Source organism: Kitasatospora sp. MAA19 (genome assembly GCF_029894125.1).
In the GTDB taxonomy this organism is placed as follows: domain Bacteria; phylum Actinomycetota; class Actinomycetes; order Streptomycetales; family Streptomycetaceae; genus Kitasatospora.
Genome location: NZ_JARXYZ010000002.1, coordinates 87,246 through 103,995, shown reverse-complemented (window position 1 = coordinate 103,995; position 16,750 = coordinate 87,246). Strand labels below are relative to the sequence as shown.

Annotated in this window: 15 protein-coding genes and 1 pseudogene; 5 read left to right on the top strand and 11 right to left on the bottom strand. The window is 72.8% G+C overall.

Annotation, left to right across the window (positions count from 1 at the left end):
* Nucleotides 1–142 precede the first annotated feature (142 nt).
* Nucleotides 143–682, bottom strand: coding sequence for a GNAT family N-acetyltransferase (locus P3T27_RS03445; protein ID WP_280674213.1), 540 nt, complete (start codon nt 680–682; stop codon nt 143–145).
* Nucleotides 683–1,198: 516 nt separating this feature from the next.
* Entirely contained in the window at nt 1,199–2,221 is a 1,023-nt protein-coding gene (locus P3T27_RS03440) for a hypothetical protein (protein ID WP_280674212.1), read from the bottom strand.
* A 131-nt stretch (nt 2,222–2,352) separates the two neighbouring features.
* Between P3T27_RS03440 and P3T27_RS03435 the strand changes: the two genes are divergently transcribed.
* Entirely contained in the window at nt 2,353–2,958 is a 606-nt protein-coding gene (locus tag P3T27_RS03435) for a TetR/AcrR family transcriptional regulator (RefSeq protein WP_280674211.1), read from the top strand.
* 186 nt (nt 2,959–3,144) lie between these two features.
* Here P3T27_RS03435 and P3T27_RS03430 read toward each other — a convergent pair whose 3' ends face one another.
* On the bottom strand, nt 3,145–3,798 hold the full coding sequence (locus P3T27_RS03430) for a DUF1707 domain-containing protein (RefSeq protein ID WP_280674210.1): 654 nt from the start codon (nt 3,796–3,798) through the stop codon (nt 3,145–3,147).
* Nucleotides 3,799–3,989: 191 nt separating this feature from the next.
* Nucleotides 3,990–4,604 (bottom strand): TetR/AcrR family transcriptional regulator, encoded by a 615-nt coding sequence (locus P3T27_RS03425; RefSeq protein WP_280674209.1) that lies wholly within the window; start codon nt 4,602–4,604, stop codon nt 3,990–3,992.
* Between the two features lie 109 nt (nt 4,605–4,713).
* Between P3T27_RS03425 and P3T27_RS03420 the strand changes: the two genes are divergently transcribed.
* Together P3T27_RS03420 and P3T27_RS03415 are read left to right on the top strand one after the other, a co-directional pair.
* On the top strand, nt 4,714–5,457 hold the full coding sequence (locus tag P3T27_RS03420; protein ID WP_280674208.1) for an SDR family oxidoreductase: 744 nt from the start codon (nt 4,714–4,716) through the stop codon (nt 5,455–5,457).
* Nucleotides 5,458–5,534: 77 nt separating this feature from the next.
* Nucleotides 5,535–5,720, top strand: a pseudogene (locus P3T27_RS03415) (hypothetical protein); the annotation flags it as partial.
* 19 nt (nt 5,721–5,739) lie between these two features.
* On the opposite strand, the gene P3T27_RS03410 reads toward P3T27_RS03415, so the two are convergent.
* The 3 genes from P3T27_RS03410 to P3T27_RS03400 all read right to left on the bottom strand — a co-directional run bounded on the left by P3T27_RS03410 (nt 5,740) and on the right by P3T27_RS03400 (nt 9,831).
* Nucleotides 5,740–7,188, bottom strand: coding sequence for an SDR family NAD(P)-dependent oxidoreductase (locus P3T27_RS03410; protein WP_280674207.1), 1,449 nt, complete (start codon nt 7,186–7,188; stop codon nt 5,740–5,742).
* 188 nt (nt 7,189–7,376) lie between these two features.
* Nucleotides 7,377–8,879: a carbohydrate binding domain-containing protein gene (locus P3T27_RS03405; protein WP_280674206.1), complete on the bottom strand. Its 1,503-nt coding sequence runs from the start codon at nt 8,877–8,879 to the stop codon at nt 7,377–7,379.
* A 355-nt stretch (nt 8,880–9,234) separates the two neighbouring features.
* On the bottom strand, nt 9,235–9,831 hold the full coding sequence (locus tag P3T27_RS03400) for a choice-of-anchor C family protein (RefSeq protein ID WP_280674205.1): 597 nt from the start codon (nt 9,829–9,831) through the stop codon (nt 9,235–9,237).
* 291 nt (nt 9,832–10,122) lie between these two features.
* Between P3T27_RS03400 and P3T27_RS03395 the strand changes: the two genes are divergently transcribed.
* A complete protein-coding gene (locus P3T27_RS03395; protein ID WP_280674204.1) occupies nt 10,123–10,866 on the top strand; it encodes a GDSL-type esterase/lipase family protein in 744 nt (247 codons plus the stop codon).
* Between the two features lie 135 nt (nt 10,867–11,001).
* The gene (locus P3T27_RS03390; RefSeq protein WP_280674203.1) at nt 11,002–11,958 is read left to right on the top strand and encodes an aldo/keto reductase; all 957 of its coding nucleotides are present in this window, start codon (nt 11,002–11,004) and stop codon (nt 11,956–11,958) included.
* A gap of 88 nt (nt 11,959–12,046) precedes the next feature.
* On the opposite strand, the gene P3T27_RS03385 is transcribed toward P3T27_RS03390, so the two are convergent.
* The 4 genes from P3T27_RS03385 to P3T27_RS03370 form a co-directional block, all read right to left on the bottom strand.
* The gene (locus P3T27_RS03385) at nt 12,047–12,733 is read right to left on the bottom strand and encodes a GNAT family N-acetyltransferase (protein ID WP_280674202.1); all 687 of its coding nucleotides are present in this window, start codon (nt 12,731–12,733) and stop codon (nt 12,047–12,049) included.
* Nucleotides 12,734–12,851: 118 nt separating this feature from the next.
* Nucleotides 12,852–13,541: a nitroreductase family protein gene (locus P3T27_RS03380; protein WP_280674201.1), complete on the bottom strand. Its 690-nt coding sequence runs from the start codon at nt 13,539–13,541 to the stop codon at nt 12,852–12,854.
* A gap of 50 nt (nt 13,542–13,591) precedes the next feature.
* Entirely contained in the window at nt 13,592–15,229 is a 1,638-nt protein-coding gene (locus P3T27_RS03375) for an ABC-F family ATP-binding cassette domain-containing protein (RefSeq protein ID WP_280674200.1), read from the bottom strand.
* Between the two features lie 105 nt (nt 15,230–15,334).
* On the bottom strand, nt 15,335–16,570 hold the full coding sequence (locus P3T27_RS03370) for a trypsin-like peptidase domain-containing protein (RefSeq protein ID WP_280674199.1): 1,236 nt from the start codon (nt 16,568–16,570) through the stop codon (nt 15,335–15,337).
* Nucleotides 16,571–16,750 lie beyond the last annotated feature (180 nt).

Sequence of the window (16,750 nt, the reverse complement as noted above, 5' to 3'; positions counted from 1 at the left end):
TCCGGGAGTGAGGATGAAGCACAGCGGACGACAGCGGCGCTCAACCGCGACGTGGGTCTTGGTAGTCAGCCTGCCGCGCGGGCGGACAAGTCGCGATTGCAGACCGCTCGCGCGTGTAGGCGAGTGCGGTTCCGTCGCGAACTCAACTGGCCGGCGTGACCGGAGACCACATGCCGAGCCACTGCTCGGCGCCCCAGGCCTCGAACCGCTCCACCTCGGTGAACCCCAGCTTCGCCGCGAGGCGCATCGAGCCGACGTTGGCGGTCTGGGTGGCGAGCGCCACCGGCTCGCCGGGAAGCGCGCCGGCAAACCAGCCGAGTGCCGCCGCACACGCCTCGGCGGCATACCCGAATCCCCACGCCCGCGGCAGGAACAGGTAGCCGAGATCGACCTTCCCCGCGACAGCCGGGCGACGGTGCCCCGTTGCTCTCCTGAGCAGGATCTGGCCGATCATCGATCCGTCGAGATCAACGACGAAGCTCCCGGGCCAACGCTCGGGCACCCCGGACATCTCGCGCTCAAGCTCGTCACGCGGCCGGGGGCCGCCGAGGTAGGTGTGCACCTCTGGCGAGGCGAGCAGCTCGATGAACGCCGCACGGTCCCGGGGCTCGGGCTCACGGAGCACGAGCCTCTCGGTCCTGATCGGCTCAGGCGGCCAAGCGACGGTTCCCAGATCTTCCATCCGCGCACGCTAACAGGTGGTCAAACCAGCCGAACGGGAACGCTTGTCTTCACCTAGATCCGAACCCCGAACAGCACCTAGGGCGAGCTTCAGGGGAACGCCGCCGGACCGGCTTTCGGCCGGTCCGGCGGCGGGTGAACGGGTGAGGCGGTGGCCAGTAGTCGGCCCGTTCCTCTCCGATCGGCGAGGTACGGCCGGTGGGGCGGTTCAGCGGGTAGAAGATCCTACGCACCGGACATCCTTGCCGGTCCTGACAGTTCGCGCAGGGCTCCCCCGGTGCGAGGTCCCCGCGCCGATCTCCAGAGCCGCGCCGTCGCCCGGTCCCGCGTACGCCGGTACTTCCGCGACCAGCGCGTCCGCGTACCCCGGGCGCCCGGCGTCGTATCCTGCGCAGGAAGTCGGGCCGGCCGACTTCCTGCGCACGGGCGCACGAGGGGGCAGCAGCCGGCGCGAACTCGGAAGAATCAGTAGATCGGTCTGCATATTTTTGCCCGAGGCGCGGGCCGCGCGGGCGGGTCAGTGGTTGTGGTGGTAGTCGGCGAGGGTGGTGAAGGCCTGCTTGGGGTCCCAGGGGAGGTCAGGGTAGACCGATCCGGGGCGGCGGTCCTCGTAGACCTTGACGATGCCGTAGCTGGCGAGGTCGAGGTCGTCGCGGGGGTCGCCGTCGGGGCGGTGCACGTGGTCGTGGAGGGCGAAGGTGAAGACGAAGGTGGCGTCGATGCCGCCGGCGTCGAAGGCCTCCAGGAGCTCGCGCAGGTAGTCGGCCTGGCCGGCCTCGTCGCGCTCGTAGTTGCCGTTCAGGCGGACGGGGCCCTCGGGGGCGTATTCGACGATGTCCAGGCCGAGCGCGCCCCGGTCGCCCGCGCCGCGGTAGCCGGCGGAGCCGAACTCGGTGATGGCGACCGGCTTTCCCTGCGCGGTCAGGTCGCGGACGCCGTCGGCGAAGCGGTCGGCGATCTCGGCGGAGCGGTAGAGGTCGAGGGAGACGAGGTCGAACGGCGCCCAGTCGACGCGCTCCAGCGGCACGGCGGCGTAGGTGACGCGCCCGCCGAAGTGTTCGCGGACGGTTGCCACAGCCTTGCCGAGGAACTCGTTGACCCGGCCGCTGACCGCGCCGACGTGTTCGCGCACGAGCTCGGGCCGGCCGAGCAGGGCGACGCGTTCCTCCGTGCTGTCGCCGGGCAGGAACCCCGGGTTCATCAGGCTGAGTTCGGCCCCCGCGACGAACACCACCTCGGCCCCGCGCCGCCGCAGCCGTTCCGCCCGCTCTGCGCAGTCGGCGAACAGCGCCAGCATCTCCTCGGCGGCGAGCTCCAGCGGGTAGGGGGAGAACCAGACCTCCAGGCCGAGGTCGGCGGCGGATCCGGCGGCGCGCTCGATCCGGTCGGGATCGCCGCCCATGATGCGGACCGCGTTGCAGTGCAGGTCGTCGCGGATGATGCGCAGTTCGCGTTCGACCTCCTTCGGGTCAAACCGCGTACGAGAGTACGACCCGTTCCTCACGAATCCGGTGTCGTAACTGATGCCTTTGGTGCGCACGGTCTCCTGCCTTCCTGTGGGGCTGGCGAATACGGTACGAAAAGTACCCTAGTTGCCGTGGATCGCGGATGGCAAGAAGGATGGGAGGGTACGGGCGGTATCGATGGGCGGGACGGGACGGGACGAGGTCCATGGCCGGGCAGACACGGCGACGCGGGGCGGCACTGGAGGAGGCGATCCTGCAGGCGGCGGTGGCGGAGCTCACCGAGTCCGGATTCGCCGGGCTGACCATGGACAAGGTCGCCGCCCGCGCCGGCACCAACAAGAACGCGATCTACCGCCGCTGGCCGAACCGCCTGGCCCTCGGCATCGCCGCCTACAAGCAGCTGGCCACCGCCGTCCCGCTCCCCGACACCGGCGAACTACGCGGCGACGCCCTGGAGTTGCTGCGTCAGGCGAACCGGCACTGGAGCTCCCCGCTCGGCGCGATCCTGCGTGACCTCCTGGTCGCGGCCGGCGGCGCGACGGAGTTCCTGGCACAGCTCCAGGACCAGTCCGGCGATGCCGCGGCCGCGCCCTGGCTCACCGTTCTGGGCCGCGCGGTCGCCCGGGGGGAGGCCGCCCCCGAGGTGCTCCACCCGAGGGTCGCGACGGTGGCGGTGGTGCTGCTGCGCAACGAGTTCGTGGTGCGCGGCGTGCCGAGCGCGCCCGACGACGTCCTCGTCGAGATCGTCGACGAGGTCTACCTCCCGCTGGTCCGACGCCGCGGGGAGGACGCCGGCCAAGCCCCGGGGTGACGCCCGGCGCGGGGCGGCTCCGCGCCGGGCCGGGAGACGGTGACGGGCGAGCGGTACTTCGCGCCGGCGCGACAAGGACGAGGCCCGCCGCCCCGCCTTCGCACGGCTCCTTCCGGCGGACGGCCTGGATCGGGCAAGCCCGCCGCCGCGCCCGTTCGCCTGCCGGATGCGGTTGGACAGGGCAGGTCAGTCGCCGGCGGGCAGGGCCGTGCGCTTCCTCAGCAGCCACTGGCCGGCCGTCCTCCGCGGCTTCCGCACGACGACGCGACCGAAGCTCTTCTTGCCGAGCAGTTCCACTCGCAGTGCGATCGGCGTACCGGGGGTCGGGGCCTGGTGGTTCTTGACCTTGCTGAACTCCAGATTCAGGGCGTCGGGATCGACCACGATGCCCGGTTTGACGATCAGCGTCAGGTTCTTGCCGCGCATGTCCAGGTCGATCTGCAAGGTGTCGTGTGTGATCACCGCCTGCGTGAAATCGAGTGTCACCTCGCACCACTCCACGGAGAGCTCCAGCCGTCGCGGCACCACCCAGTGCCCCACCCGCTCGACCGCACTGAACTTGCGGTCGATCCGCAGGACGTCCTTGGCCTCCGCCACGACCCCACCGGCCAAGGCCGACGCGGGCGGCAGGTCGGCGGTGAGTTCGGTCAGCTCGCGGACCGTCCGCGCCGACAGGGCGGCCTCCAGGCGCTGGTCCAGTTCGTCCGCGGTCAGTCGGCCGTCGCCCGCCGCGACACACAGCAGGTCGGCCACCCGATCCCGGTCCGCATGAGAGGCCCGCAGCTCGGGCTGCGAGCTGCGGCCAGTGCGCTTTCCGGCGGGCGAGAGCTCTCGCGACATACTTCCCGTCCTGAGCTTGACGAAGGTCTTCGCGCGATGGGGTCAGCGGCGCGGATGGGAACTAACGCTATATCGCGATATACGTTCCCGCCAGGCCCGGCCGGAGAGTGGATGGCTGTGGCCGGAGCCGTGGCCGCGCACGTTCGCCGGGTCGTCGTTGCGCCACCCGGCGAACGTCGCCGGTCACGGCGTCAGTCGTTCCCGGCGACCAGGGATTCGGTGAGTCGGTCGGCCACGGTGGCGTCCAGGGGGGCGTGGCCGAGGAGGAAGCGGTACCAGAAGACGCCGTAGATCTGGTCCACGATCAGGTCGAGGTCGGTGTCCTCGGCGAGTTCGCCGCGTTCGCGGCCGCGGGTGAGGAGGTCGCGCAGGGTGGTGCGGCGGGCGGCGGTGAAGGTCTGCATGAGGTCGGCGAGGTGGGGGTCGCGGGCGGCTTCGCGGACGAGGGTGCGCAGGGCCGGGGCGGTGGCGCCGCGTTGGGCGCCGTCGAAGGTGGTGGTGATGAAGGCGCGCAGGTCGATGCGCAGGGCGCCGGTGTCGGGGCCGGGGACGTCCTGGTCGGCGCGGTCGGTGAGGGCGTCGAGCAGGACGGCGCCCTTGGAGGGCCACCAGCGGTAGACGGTCTGCTTGCCGACGCCGGCGGTGCGGGCGATGGCGTCGATGGTGACGGGCGTGCCGTCCGACTCGGCGAGCAGGTGCAGGGCGGCGTCGAGGATCGCCTGGTGGGCGGCCTCGTTGCGGCGGCGTCCGGTGTGCGGGCGGGTCGGGCTGTCCGGAGAGCTCTGGGGGTGGTCGTTCGCCGTCATGACGTTCCCTTCGTCTGCGCTTTCGCTGTCCCCACTTGACAAGACTAGCAGTCTCGATAAACATCATTACCGGAACTAGCGGTCTCGACAATATGAAGGACGCGCCACCATGAGCACTACGTCAAACCTCTTCACCGGTCGGCACGTCGTCGTGATGGGCGGCAGCTCGGGCATCGGCGAGGCCGCGGCCGCCGCCTTCGCCGCGGACGGCGCCGAGGTCGTGGTCACCGGCCGCGACCGGGACCGGCTGGACGCCGCCGTCGCCCGGATCGGCGGCAGGACCAGCGGCTACCGGTTGGACGCCGCCGACCCCGAGGCCGTCGCCGCCTTCTTCGCTCAGGCCGGCACCGTCGACCACCTGGTCGTCGCCGTCAGCGGCGCGGCCGGCAGCGGCCCGTTCGCCCAGCTCGACCTGGCCGACCTCGCGACCGGGTTCGACGCCAAGTTCTGGCCGCAGGTCCGCGTCCTGCAGGCGGCCCTGCCGCACCTGCGGTCGGACGGATCCGTCACGCTGATCACCGCCGCCTCCGCCCGCGCCGCCATCCCCGGCACCGCCGGACTGGCCGCCATCAACGGTGCGCTGGAGGCGATGGTCCCGCCGCTGGCCGTCGAACTCGCCCCGCTGCGGATCAACGCCGTCTCGCCCGGCGTCATCGACACCCCGTGGTGGGACCGCGTCCCGGTGGAGCAGCGGACGGCGCTGTTCGAGGGCCTCGCCGCCACCACCCCGGTCGGCCGGGTCGGCCGGGCCGAGGACGTCGCGCGGGTGATCCACCTGCTCGCCGCCAACACCTTCGTGACGGGCGTGGTGTTCGACTGCACGGGCGGGGCCAACCTCCCCACCGGGCGTTGAACCAGGCGGAGTTGAGGTAGCGGAGTCGAGCGTGGCCGGTCCGGGGGCGGCTCCGGACCGGTCACGTTGTCACAGCTCGCGCGTACGGGGACATCGCCATCGCGCCGTTCGCCGTACGGGTCGACGGGGCGTTGTTCGGCCTGGTCATCGAGGAGGACGACGAGGACGAAGATGAGGACGGGGACGGGGACGGTGTCTGGGCCGAGCTCTACCCCGACGGCCTCGGCTTCCACGCCCCGTGGGACGGCTGCTACGACACCTGAGCCAGCCGGGCCGCCCCGCTCACCACTCGGCCTCGCGGTAGTCCTTGAGGAACACCCCCGACACCGGGTGGCCCGCCTCGCCCCGGACGATGGGGTCGTAGACCCGCGCCGCCCCGTCCACGATGTCGAGCGGGGTGCGGAAACCCTGGGCGGCGAGGTGGGTCTTCTTGGGGGCCGGGTTCTCGTCGGTGATCCAGCCGGTGTCGACGGCGCACATGTGGACGCCCTGGGGGGCGAGTTCGGCGGCGCTGGTGCGGGTGAGCATGTTGAGGGCGGCCTTGGCCATGTTGGTGTGCGGGTGGCGCGCGGTCTTGTTCCGGACGGCGAAACGGCCCTCCACGGCCGTCACGTTGACGATGTAGCGCGCGGGGCGGGAGGAGGCGAGGAGCAGGGGGAGGAGGCGGTCGCAGAGGAGGGCGGGGGCGAGGGCGTTGACGAGTTGGGTCTCCAGCACCTCCGCCGGGTCCAGGGCGCCGAGGCGGACGGACCAGGAGTTGGCGGGGGAGAGGTCGGGCAGCAGCCCGGCCTCGTCCGGGACGTCGGAAAGGCCGGGGAGGCCGGGGAAGGCCGGGAGGTCGAGCAAGGGCGCGGCGCCGGACGGAAGTCGGGCAGGCTCGGCCAGGGGCCGGAAGCCGGGGGCGTGGGTGACGGCCCGGCGGTCGGGGGCGGGCAGGGCGGTGCGCTCGCCGGCGGCCAGCCGGGCGTAGGACTCGGGCGGGCGGCGCAGGGTCTGGGCGGCGTTGTTGACGAGGATGTCGAGTGGGCGGCCGTCGGCACGCAACTGCTCGGTGAGGTCGAGGACTTGGCGCGGGTCGCGGAGGTCGATGCCGACGACGGTGAGGCGGTCCCACCACTGTGCGCTGCCGGCGGCGGCGCGGAAGCGGCGGACGGTGTCGTGCGGGAAGCGGCTGGTGACGGTGAGGTCGGCGCCGTCGCGGAGCATCATCAGGGCGAGTTGGAAGCCGATCTTCACCCGCCCGCCGGTGAGCAGGGCGCGGCGGCCGCGCAGGTCGGTGCTGAGGGCGCGGCGGGTGGTGTTGTCGGCGGCGCAGCCGGGGCAGAGCATGTGGTAGAAGCCGTCGACCTGGCGGTAGGGCTGCTTGCAGACGTAGCACTTGCGCGGTGTCCGCAGCTCGCCGACGGGTCGGCCGGCGGGGGCGAGCGGGGTGTCCTCGCGGCGGTTGCGGGCGCCGGTGGCGGTGGTGGCGAGGAGCTCGTCGTCGGCCTGCCGGACGGCCTGCTTGGCTTCCTGGCGGCGGCGCTTGCGGCTCTCCATGACGAAGGAGCTGAGCTGCCGCTCGGCGTGCAGGCGGGTGCGGTCGTGCGCGGGGAGGGCGCGCAGGCGGCCGAGGGTGCGGCTGAACGCGGCGAGTTCCTCGGGGCTGAGTCCGGCGGCGCCGGCGGCCTCGGTGGCCGCCGTGATGGTGATGCGCTGGTTCTCGTCGTCCCGGACCGTCGTGCCGGTCATGTCCGCCCCCTCGTGCCGTGCAGGTGGGAGGGACTGTAGTGGACGGTCCGGGACGATGAGATGCCAATTTACGGCGGCCGCCGGCACGCCTGGACGCTGGCGTGCCTGGACGCCTGGACGCCTGGACGCCTGGACGCCGGGGTGCCAGCGGCCCCCCGGCCCACCGGCACCCCGACCGCTGACGCGGGTCAGCCCGCGTACTGGGCGAAGATCTTCGCGAACTCGTACGGCTGCTGCGGGATGTTGGTGCACTTGGAGAGCGAACCGCCGGTGCAGGCGTTGGCGTCGCGGGTGGCGTCCCAGAAGGCGAGCAGGCCGAGGTGGTTCTGCTTGGCGAAGGTCACCAGCTGCTGGGCGGCGGCCTGGTTGTAGATCTGGTGGTCGTCGTTCTCGCCGAGCATCGGGGTGACGCCGACCATGGCCCACAGCTGGGCGTCGGTCTTTGCCGGGTAGAGCGCCTTGAGCTGGCCGAACAGGGCCTGGGCGGCCTGCACGGCGGCGTTGCCGTAGTCGGTGCCGGCCCGGTAGTAGTCCATCGCCATGATGTTCACCAGGTCGACGTTCACCCCGGCGTCGCGGGCGGACTTGACGATGGCGACGCCGTCGGCGGTCAGGCCCTCGGGTAGGACGGGCAGCGTGAACGACACCTTGAGGCCGGGGTGGGCCTGCTGGAGCTTGGCGAGCGCGGCGGAGCGGCGGTCGTTGGAGGCGGTGTCGGCGATGGCCGCGCCCTCGATGTCGAAGTCGACGTAGCGCAGGTTGTAGGCGTTGACCACGGCGTCGTACTCGGCGAACAGCGCGTCCACGGTGGTGCAGGCGGCGGCGAGTTCGGTGCCGCTGGCGCCGCCGAAGGAGAGCTTGACGTCGCCGCCGGCCGCGCGCAGCGCGTCGATCTGGTCCTTGGCCCAGCCGGTGCGCGGGTCATAGGCGTTGAACCAGCTGGCCTTGCAGCCGACGCCGGTGACGAAGCCCATGGTGTAGGCCTTGAGGTTGCCGGACTTGGCCATGTCGGGCATGGACGGGGTGGGCCAGGCGCCCATGTCGATGTACGGCGCGACGGGGACGGCGACGTTCGGCGGCGGGGTGGTCGGGCCGCCGGTGGGCGTGCCGGTCGGCGTGCCCGAGGTGGGCGGCGGGGTGCTGGGGCCGCCGCCGGGGCCGGTGAGCGTGATGTCGTCGGCGAGGTAGGCGCCCTGCCCGTACCAGCCGTGCAGGTAGACGGTGACGCTGGTGGTGGCCGGTCCGGTGGTGAAACTGGTGGACAGCTGTTGCCAGTTGGCGCCGCCCGGGGTCCAGGTGGCCGGGTCGGTGACGCCGCTGCCGGTGGCGCCGAGGTAGACGTACTGGCCCTGCACCCAGGCGCTGAGGTTGTACGTGGTGTTGGGCTGGACGCTGACGGTCTGGCCGCACTGCGCGGTGTCGCTCGCGCTCACCGACCCCTTGAGCGCGTAGCTGCCGCTGTGCGCGCCGGAGTTGACGACGCTGCCGGTTCCGGCGGAACAGCTCCAGGGGCTGAGCGTGCCGCTTTCCAGGCCGGGGTTGGCGAGCAGGTTGCCGTCGGCGGCGCCGGCGTTCCCGGCGAGCGCGGCGAGGCCGCCGGCGGCGAGTGCGGTGGCGGCGGCGAGGCTCAGCAGCTTGGTGCGGCCGGCGGGGCGGCGGTGTGTGGGGGCGGGCTGGGGCGCGCTGGGCATGGGGGTGCCTCTCGGGACGTGGGGCCGCCCGCGCCGCGAGAGGGGGAGACGCGGGGCGGGCGGCAGCTTGGGGGCTGGTCCGGTGCGGGGGCGGAGCGCGGTGCTGAGCATCAAACTGGACTAGACCAGCTGTGCACGTCAAGCACTTCCGGGGCATCGAATGCCCACCGTGGGAAGGTTTTAGGAACGGTTTAAGGCGCCGCGCCGAGCGCCCGGCCGGAGCTCCGCCGGACCCCCGGCCGGAGCTCCGCCGAAATCCCGGCCGTGCGGGACGGCGGGAGGAACGCCGGTGGGCCGGCGGCCTGGGCCGCCGGCCCACCGGGCCCGGCATTCACCGGATCAGCAGATCAACTGATCACCCGCAACACGGCTTGCACTCCTTGACCTGGACGTCGTCCACGACCGGGCCGGCCGCGCCGGTGGTGGTGCTGGCGAAGGTCAGCGTGGTGGAGGCGCTCTGCGCGACGAAGCTCAACTGGCGGCCCACGTAACCCATGGCGGCCAGTGTCTTGCCGGTGATGTCGAAGGAGAAGTCCTGGAAGTCCTGGCCGTCGACGAGCACCCGGCCGGTCTTCACGGCCGGCGCGGCTGAGGGGTTGCCGGCCAGCGCGTACGTCACGGAGTACGTGGCGCCCGGGACGGTGGTGAAGGTCTGGGCGACGGCGCCGGTGTTGGAGCCGTTGAGGTCCACCGACTGGTCGCCCTCGGCGGCCTGCCAGAAGCCGGCGCCGATCAGGTCGACGCTGCCGCTGGTGACCCTCCACGGGCCGATGCTCTGACCGGCGGTCAACTCGGTGAAGCTGTTCGCCGGGACCTTGGGCGACTCGAAGCTTCCGTCGTCGAAGCGGCTGAGGGCGCGGTGGCCGCCGGCGGCCTGCGCCGGGACGGCCACCGCGGTGGCACCGGCCACGAGCAGGGCGACGGTGGCGAGGCGGGCACGCGAGAACGACATGGGTTTCTCCCCAACTGGTCTACCGGATGGATGAGCCGATGATCGGCTGCGCACAGAGCGTCCGCCGCCGCGGTGAAGCCTGCCAAGGCCGGAGAGGTGGCGCCCGGTGGTGCGGAGAGCCCGCCGACGGGCTCTTGCGCGCCGGTTTGACGGGTGGTCGCCTGTGCCCGCCCGGCGCCGGGCCGTGGTGGGAACGCACAGGTCTGACAGCCGGGCCACCGGGCACGGTGGTGAGAACCGACGTACGCGCTCCATGGGTGCCTCGGGCGCATCCCACCCTAGGGTGAGCCGATGGCGACTCATATGATCAACGACCCCTTTGGTGGCCCGCGGATCTGCTTCATCGGCGACTCCTTCGTCCAGGGCCTCGGCGACCCGGAGTTCCGCGGCTGGGTCGGCCGCGTCCTCCAGACCGCCGCACCGGACGCCACCGCGTTCAATCTCGGCGTCCGGCGCAACAGCTCGGCGGACGTCCTGAACCGCTGCTGGGCCGAGGTCGAGGCCCGCACCCGGCCCGGGGCCGACAACCGGCTGGTGGTCTCCGTCGGCGCCAACGACGCGATGGCGCAGGACGAGGCGATGGCGTGGTCCGCCGAGCCGGCCCCGGGCACCGCGCCGACGCAGGGCACCGCGCCGACGCAGGGTGCCGTCCAGCCGGACGACCGGCCGCCCCGGGGCAGCGCGCCGCGCGTCGCGCCCGACCGCACCCTGGCCAACCTCGCCGCCCTGCTGGACGGTGCCCGCGAGCGCGGGATCGGCGTCCTGGTGGTCGGCCCGCCGCCGGTGGTCTGCGGGGGAGCGGAGCACCTGGCACGGCTACTGAGGCTCGCCCCCGCGCTGGCCGCGCTCTGCGCCGGGGCCGGCGTGCCGTTCATCGACGTCACCCGGGCGCTGGCCGAGGATCCGGTCTGGGTGGCGGAGGCCGGTGCCGCGGACGGCGCGCACCCGGGCGCGGGCGGGTACGGACGGCTGGCGGAGCTGGTGCTCGGCGGCGGGTTCGGCGACTGGATCCGGTCGGAGCCCGGGCGGGCCTGACCTCCGGTGCCGGTACGGGCCTGACCCCAGTGGTCGGTACGGGCTTGACCTTGAGTGCACTCCAAGGTGAAAGCTGGACGCGTTGATCCACCGCACCACCACCGCAGACCCGCACACCACGATCGGAGCACCGTCATGCGCAAGGCCACGTTCGGCACCAACGGCCCGGAGATCGGCGTCCTCGGCCTCGGCTGCATGGGGATGACCTGGGCCTACGACGTCCAGAGCCGGGACGACGAGAACTCCGTCCGGGTGATCCGGCAGGCGCTGGACCTCGGCGTCACCCTGATCGACACCGCCGACATGTACGGCCCGTACACCAACGAGGAGGTGGTCGGCGCCGCCCTGGCCGGCCCGTACCGGGAGCGCGCGTTCCTCGCCACCAAGGTCGGCATCGTCCCGGGCGAGGTCGGCCAGTCGGGGGCCCGCGACGGCAGCCCCGAGCACGTGCGCCGCTCGATCGACGAGAGCCTGCGCCGCCTCGGCACCGACCACGTCGACCTCTACCAGCTGCACCGGGTCGACCCGGCCGTCCCGATCGAGGAGACCTGGGGCGCCCTCGCCGAGACCGTCGCGGCCGGCAAGGCCCGCCGGATCGGGCTCTCCGAGGTGACCGTCGAGGAGATCAAGCGGGCCCAGTCGGTGCACCCGGTGGCGTCCGTGCAGTCCGAACTCTCGCTCTGGACCCGGGACGTGCTGGCCGAGGTGCTGCCGTACACCGAGGAGCAGGGCATCGCCTTCCTGCCGTTCTCGCCGCTCGGCCGGGGCTTCCTGACCGGCAGCATCTCCTCCTTCGAGGAACTGCCCGCGGACGACTTCCGCCGCCGGCTGCCGCGTTTCCAGCAGGACGCGCTGAAGGCGAACCTGGCGTTGGTGGGGAAGGTCAAGGAGGTCGCCGAGCGGGTCGGTGCGACGCCCGCCCAGGTGGCGCTGGCCTGGGTGCTGGCGCAGGGCCGGTACGTCTTCCCGATCCCGGGCACCAAGACGCCGCGCTACCTGGTGGACAACGCGGGCGCGGCCGAGGTCGTGCTCTCGGCGGCCGACCTGGCCGAGCTGGACACGCTGCCGACGCCGACCGGCGAGCGCTACTGAGCCGAGCGGGCGGAGCGGCCGGAGCGAACGAGGCGGCCGGAGCGGACGAGGCGGGCGGAGCGGGCGGTCCAGGGCGCTCCGCCCCGGGTCACCGTCCGGACCCCCTGATCCAGATCAGCTGCCGCCCGGTCTCGGCAGGAGCCCGGACGGCGGCCTCGGCGACCCGGTCGAGCCGGTAGCCGAGCTTGCGCGGGATGGCCGCGCTGGCGCCGTTCGCCTCGTCGCAGTGGATCTCCACCCGCGCGATGCCGGGCAGGGCCAGCGCGGCCTCGGTCAGCGCCCCGGCCGCGGTGGTGGCGATGCCGCGGCCGGCGTGCCGGGCGGCGACCCAGTAGCCGATCTCCAGCGCGCCGGGGCCGATCCGGCCGTGCAGGCCGAAGGCGCCGACCACGCCGCCGGGCTCGCTGTCCAGGCTGACCAGGTACATGAAGTCGGTGCCGGCTTCCCAGGCGAGGGAGCCGGCCCGGGCCAGCTCGGCGGTCTGCGCCCGGGTGGGGGCCTCGGCCGCCCACTCCATCCAGGGCCGCAGGTGGTCCAGGTTGGCGCGGACGGCCTTGTTGAGCGCCACCGCGTGGCTGCTGCGGCGGCGCAGCAGCGAGATCCCACCGGGCAGCCGCAGCGACTCGGGCGGCCGCCCGGTGGTGACCTCCCCGCAGGGACGCCGTTCGTCGGTGCCCGCAGCACCGGGGCGCCGCCCGGTGGCGACCTCGTCGGAGCCGGGGGTGTGGCGCGGAGTGGGCGGGTACTCGCAGGACCGTTGTCGCGGGTGGCTCATGACCGCGATTATGTCCTTGGCCGGAACCTGTCACCAACGGATTTCCCCGTCGCCGACGCACTCCTCGGTGCACGATCCTGCCCCGCCCCGGCGCACCCGGGTGTGCGCGCCCGGCGGGTCAGAGCCGGATCAGCACCTCGTCGAGTTCCTTGCGCCGCAGGTCCGGCACGCGCGCCCCCTCGGCCGGGTAGCCGACCGGGATGACGTACGCGGCGCGCTCCTCCACCGGGCGCTCACAGACCTCGTTGAGGAACTTCATCGGGCTCGGCGTGTGGGTCAGCGTGGCCAACCCGGCCTGGTGCAGGGAGGCCAGCAGCAGCCCGACCGCGATCCCCACCGACTCCTTGGTGTAGTACGGGCGCGGCGAGGCGGGCCCCTTGTGCACCTCGAACACCACGATCACCGCCGGCGCGTCCTCCAGGAACGGCTTGCGCCAGTCGGTGCCGATCGGCGCCAACGCGGCCAGCCACTCCTCCGACGCCCGGTGCGCGTAGAACTCGCGCTCCTCGGCCTCGGCGGCCTCGCGCAGCCGCCGCTTGCGCTCCGGGTCGGTGATCACCACGAAGCGCCAGGGCTGGACGTGTGCGCCGCTGGGCGCGGTGTTGGCGGTCCGGATCGCCCACTCGACCACCCCGTCCGGGATCGGACGGGTCGCGTAGTCGCGGACGGTCCGGCGCTGCGCCATCACGTCGTGAAAGGACCTGCTGCGGGCCTCGGCCTCGTGGGCCGGCACCGTCATCGGGCGGAGCGGGACGCTCGGGTAGGAGCTGCCGTCCGCCGTGCCGTCGACCGTACGGTTCTCAACCATGGCCGACAGCACAGCACATGACGCCCGCGCCGGGAAGAGGTCAAGACCACTTACCGCTCGTGCACCCGCCCGTCCCGGACCTCGATCCGCCGGTTCACCGCGACGGTGTCCAGCATCCGCCGGTCGTGGGTGACCAGCAGCAGGGTGCCGGTGTACGAGCCGAGCGCCGACTCCAGCTGCTCGATCGCGGGCAGGTCCAGGTGGTTGGTGGGCTCGTCCAGCACCAGCAGGTTGACCCCGCGCGCCTGCAGCAGCGCCAGCGCGGCCCGGGTGCGCTCGCCGGGGGAGAGGGTGCCGGCCGGGCGCATCACGTGCACCGCCTTGAGGCCGAACTTGGCCAGCAGGGTGCGCACCTCCTCCGGCGTGAGTTCCGGTACGGCGGCGGCGAAGGCGTCCGACAGCGGCTCGCCGCCGAGGAACAGCCCGCGCGCCTGGTCCACCTCGCCGACCACCACGCCGGAGCCCAGCGCGGCGCTGCCGCCGTCGAGTTCGAGCCGGCCGAGCAGGGCGGCCAGCAGCGTGGACTTGCCCGCGCCGTTGGTGCCGGTGATGGCGATCCGGTCCGCCCAGTCGATCTGCAGGTCCACCGGGCCGAAGGAGAAGTCGCCACGGCGGGCGATGGCCCCGCGCAGGGTGGCGACGACCGAGCCGGAGCGCGGCGCGGTGGCGATCTCCATCCGCAGCTCCCACTCCTTGCGCGGCTCCTCGACCACGTCCAGCCGCTCGATCATCCGCTGGGTCTGCCGGGCCTTGGAAGCCTGCTTCTCGGTGGACTCGGAGCGCATGGCGCGGCCGATCTTGTCGTTGTCGGAGGACTTGCGGCGGGCGTTGCGCACGCCGTGCTCCATCCAGCCGCGCTGCATCCGGGCCCGGGCCTCCAGCCCGGCCTTGGTGTCGGCGTACTCGTCGTACTCCTCGCGGGCGTGCCGACGGGCCACCGCGCGCTCCTCCAGGTATGCCTCGTAGCCGCCGCCGTACAGGTTGACCTGCTGCTGGTGCAGGTCCAGCTCCACCACCTTGGTGACGGTGCGGGCCAGGAACTCGCGGTCGTGGCTGATCAGCACGGTGCCCGCGCGCAGGCCCTTGACGAAGGCCTCCAGCCGCTCCAGGCCGTCCAGGTCGAGGTCGTTGGTGGGCTCGTCGAGCAGGAAGACGTCGTAGCGGGAGAGCAGCAGCGAGGCGAGGCCGGCCCGGGCGGCCTGGCCGCCGGACAGCGCCGTCATCGGCAGGTCGAGCGAGACCTTCAGGCCGAGCGAGTCGGCGACCTCCTCGGCGCGCTCCTCCAGGTCGGCGCCGCCGAGGTCCAGCCAGCGGTCCAGGCTCGCCGCGTACGCGTCGTCGGCGCCCGGGCGGCCCTCGACCAGGCCCTCGGTGGCCTCGTCCAGCGCGGTCTGCGCGGCGGTCACGCCCGTGCGGCGGGCCAGGAAGTCGCGTACCGACTCGCCCTCGCGCCGCTCCGGCTCCTGCGGCAGGTGGCCGATGTTGGCGGACGCCGGGCTGAGCCGCAGCGAGCCGCCCTCGGGAGTGTCCAGCCCGGCCAGCAGCCGCAGCAGCGTCGACTTTCCGGCGCCGTTCACGCCGACCAGGCCGATCACGTCGCCGGGGGCGACGACCAGGTCCAGGCCGGAGAAGAGGGTGCGCTCGCCGTGGCCGGCGGCGAGGTCCTTGACTACGAGTGTGGCGCTCATGATGAGCCCGATTGTAGGAGGAGCGGGCCGGGAGGCGGAAAGCGAAAGGCCCAGGGGACCCCGGCCGCTTCGGCCGCGGGCCCCCTGGGCCGGTCGATCAGCGGGTCACTTGGACTTCTTCGAGAAGTAGTCGAACATCCGGGCCGCCACGTCGTCCAGGTACGGACCGGCCTCCCAGGTGCTGGCGCCGTTGCCGATCGAGGTGTCGCTGACCAGGGCCGGCTTGCCGTCCTTGGGGGCGACCCAGCCGCCCCCGCTGCTGCCGCCGGTCATGTTGCAGCCGATCATCAGCATCGCCGGGCGGCTCGGGTCGCCGGCCTTCTTGGCCGGCTTGCCGCTGTCGCAGTGGTCCAGCTCGACGCCGTCGAACGGCTTGCCGGCCGGGTAGCCGTAGGCGCTGACGCTGGTGAGCTGCTCACGCGGGGCGTTGAACCAGATCGGCACGGAGCCGCCGACGGTCTCCTCCAGCGACTTGCCGTTGCCGCTCGGGTTGGCGACCTTGATGATGCCGAAGTCGTACTGACTCCACGGGCCGCCGTGCTCCGGGTCGGCCTCGGCCGACCACTGCGGCGAGACCATGCCCGCGGTCGCGCCCCACTCGCCGTACGGCTCGGCGTCGGCCTCGCTGGCCTGCTTGCCGCCGCTCAGCAGGCCGTTGCTGTTGTAGGCCGGGGCGAAGGAGATGTTGGTGTAGTAGGCGCCGCCCTTTCCGCCGTGCAGGCAGTGGCTGGCCGTCCACACCAGGTTGCTCTTGCCGGGGTTGGCCGGGTCGGAGACGACGGTGCCGGAGCACACGTAGTCCTCGTTCCCGTCCTTGAAGAAGATCTTGCCGTTGACGTGCAGGTTCTTCGCGTACGGGTGCTGCGTCGGCTTGGCCTCGACGACACTGGGCAGCGGGTCGCCGCCGCCGCTCGGGGGCTGGGCGGTGGTGGGCTGCGCCGGGGCCGGGGTGGCCGGCTTCGAGGTCGGCTGCGCCGGGGCCGCGCCGGTCGGCTGGGCCGGCGGCTGCGTCGGGTCGGGCTGCGGCTGCGGCATCGGCTTGGGCTTGGCGTTCAGGATCTTCTGGAGGGTCCAGTAGCCCTTGACCGCCGGAGTGACGACGTTCTGCTGGGCCCACTTGTCCCAGTCCTCGAACTTCCAGGTCTTCAACTCTTCGACGGTCGGCAGCTTGATCGGCGCCGCACCCGGCTTGCCGGTGGCACTGGCCGCGACCGTCGGAGCCGTGGTCTGGGCCACGGCCGGGTCGCTGTTGTCCGGGCCGCACGCGGTTGCGGCCAGCATGGTCAACGCGGCGACGGAGGCGCCCAGGACGGCACGGTTCGGCCGGGATATCGGTGACATGAGTTCAAATCCCCCTGTGAATAACCGCCATACGGCCCGTTCCGCGGGTACGGCTCGGCGGAGCCGCAGGTATGGCGGTGAGGAAGTCTGCCATGCGGATAAAGACGTCCTCACGCACACCCCCGGCCGGTACGAGGCCGTCACCGGATCGGCACCGGATCGGCACCCGCCCCCCTCCGG

Coding starts and splice junctions, on each gene's coding strand:
- P3T27_RS03420 (WP_280674208.1), top strand. CDS start 4,714: ATGAGCACTACGTCAAACCTCTTCACCGGTCGGCACGTCGTCGTGATG.
- P3T27_RS03385 (WP_280674202.1), bottom strand. CDS start 12,733: ATGAGCCACCCGCGACAACGGTCCTGCGAGTACCCGCCCACTCCGCGC.
- P3T27_RS03395 (WP_280674204.1), top strand. CDS start 10,123: ATGGCGACTCATATGATCAACGACCCCTTTGGTGGCCCGCGGATCTGC.
- P3T27_RS03430 (WP_280674210.1), bottom strand. CDS start 3,798: ATGTCGCGAGAGCTCTCGCCCGCCGGAAAGCGCACTGGCCGCAGCTCG.
- P3T27_RS03370 (WP_280674199.1), bottom strand. CDS start 16,570: ATGTCACCGATATCCCGGCCGAACCGTGCCGTCCTGGGCGCCTCCGTC.
- P3T27_RS03380 (WP_280674201.1), bottom strand. CDS start 13,541: ATGGTTGAGAACCGTACGGTCGACGGCACGGCGGACGGCAGCTCCTAC.
- P3T27_RS03375 (WP_280674200.1), bottom strand. CDS start 15,229: ATGAGCGCCACACTCGTAGTCAAGGACCTCGCCGCCGGCCACGGCGAG.
- P3T27_RS03445 (WP_280674213.1), bottom strand. CDS start 682: ATGGAAGATCTGGGAACCGTCGCTTGGCCGCCTGAGCCGATCAGGACC.
- P3T27_RS03390 (WP_280674203.1), top strand. CDS start 11,002: ATGCGCAAGGCCACGTTCGGCACCAACGGCCCGGAGATCGGCGTCCTC.
- P3T27_RS03400 (WP_280674205.1), bottom strand. CDS start 9,831: ATGTCGTTCTCGCGTGCCCGCCTCGCCACCGTCGCCCTGCTCGTGGCC.
- P3T27_RS03435 (WP_280674211.1), top strand. CDS start 2,353: ATGGCCGGGCAGACACGGCGACGCGGGGCGGCACTGGAGGAGGCGATC.
- P3T27_RS03425 (WP_280674209.1), bottom strand. CDS start 4,604: ATGACGGCGAACGACCACCCCCAGAGCTCTCCGGACAGCCCGACCCGC.
- P3T27_RS03410 (WP_280674207.1), bottom strand. CDS start 7,188: ATGACCGGCACGACGGTCCGGGACGACGAGAACCAGCGCATCACCATC.
- P3T27_RS03405 (WP_280674206.1), bottom strand. CDS start 8,879: ATGCCCAGCGCGCCCCAGCCCGCCCCCACACACCGCCGCCCCGCCGGC.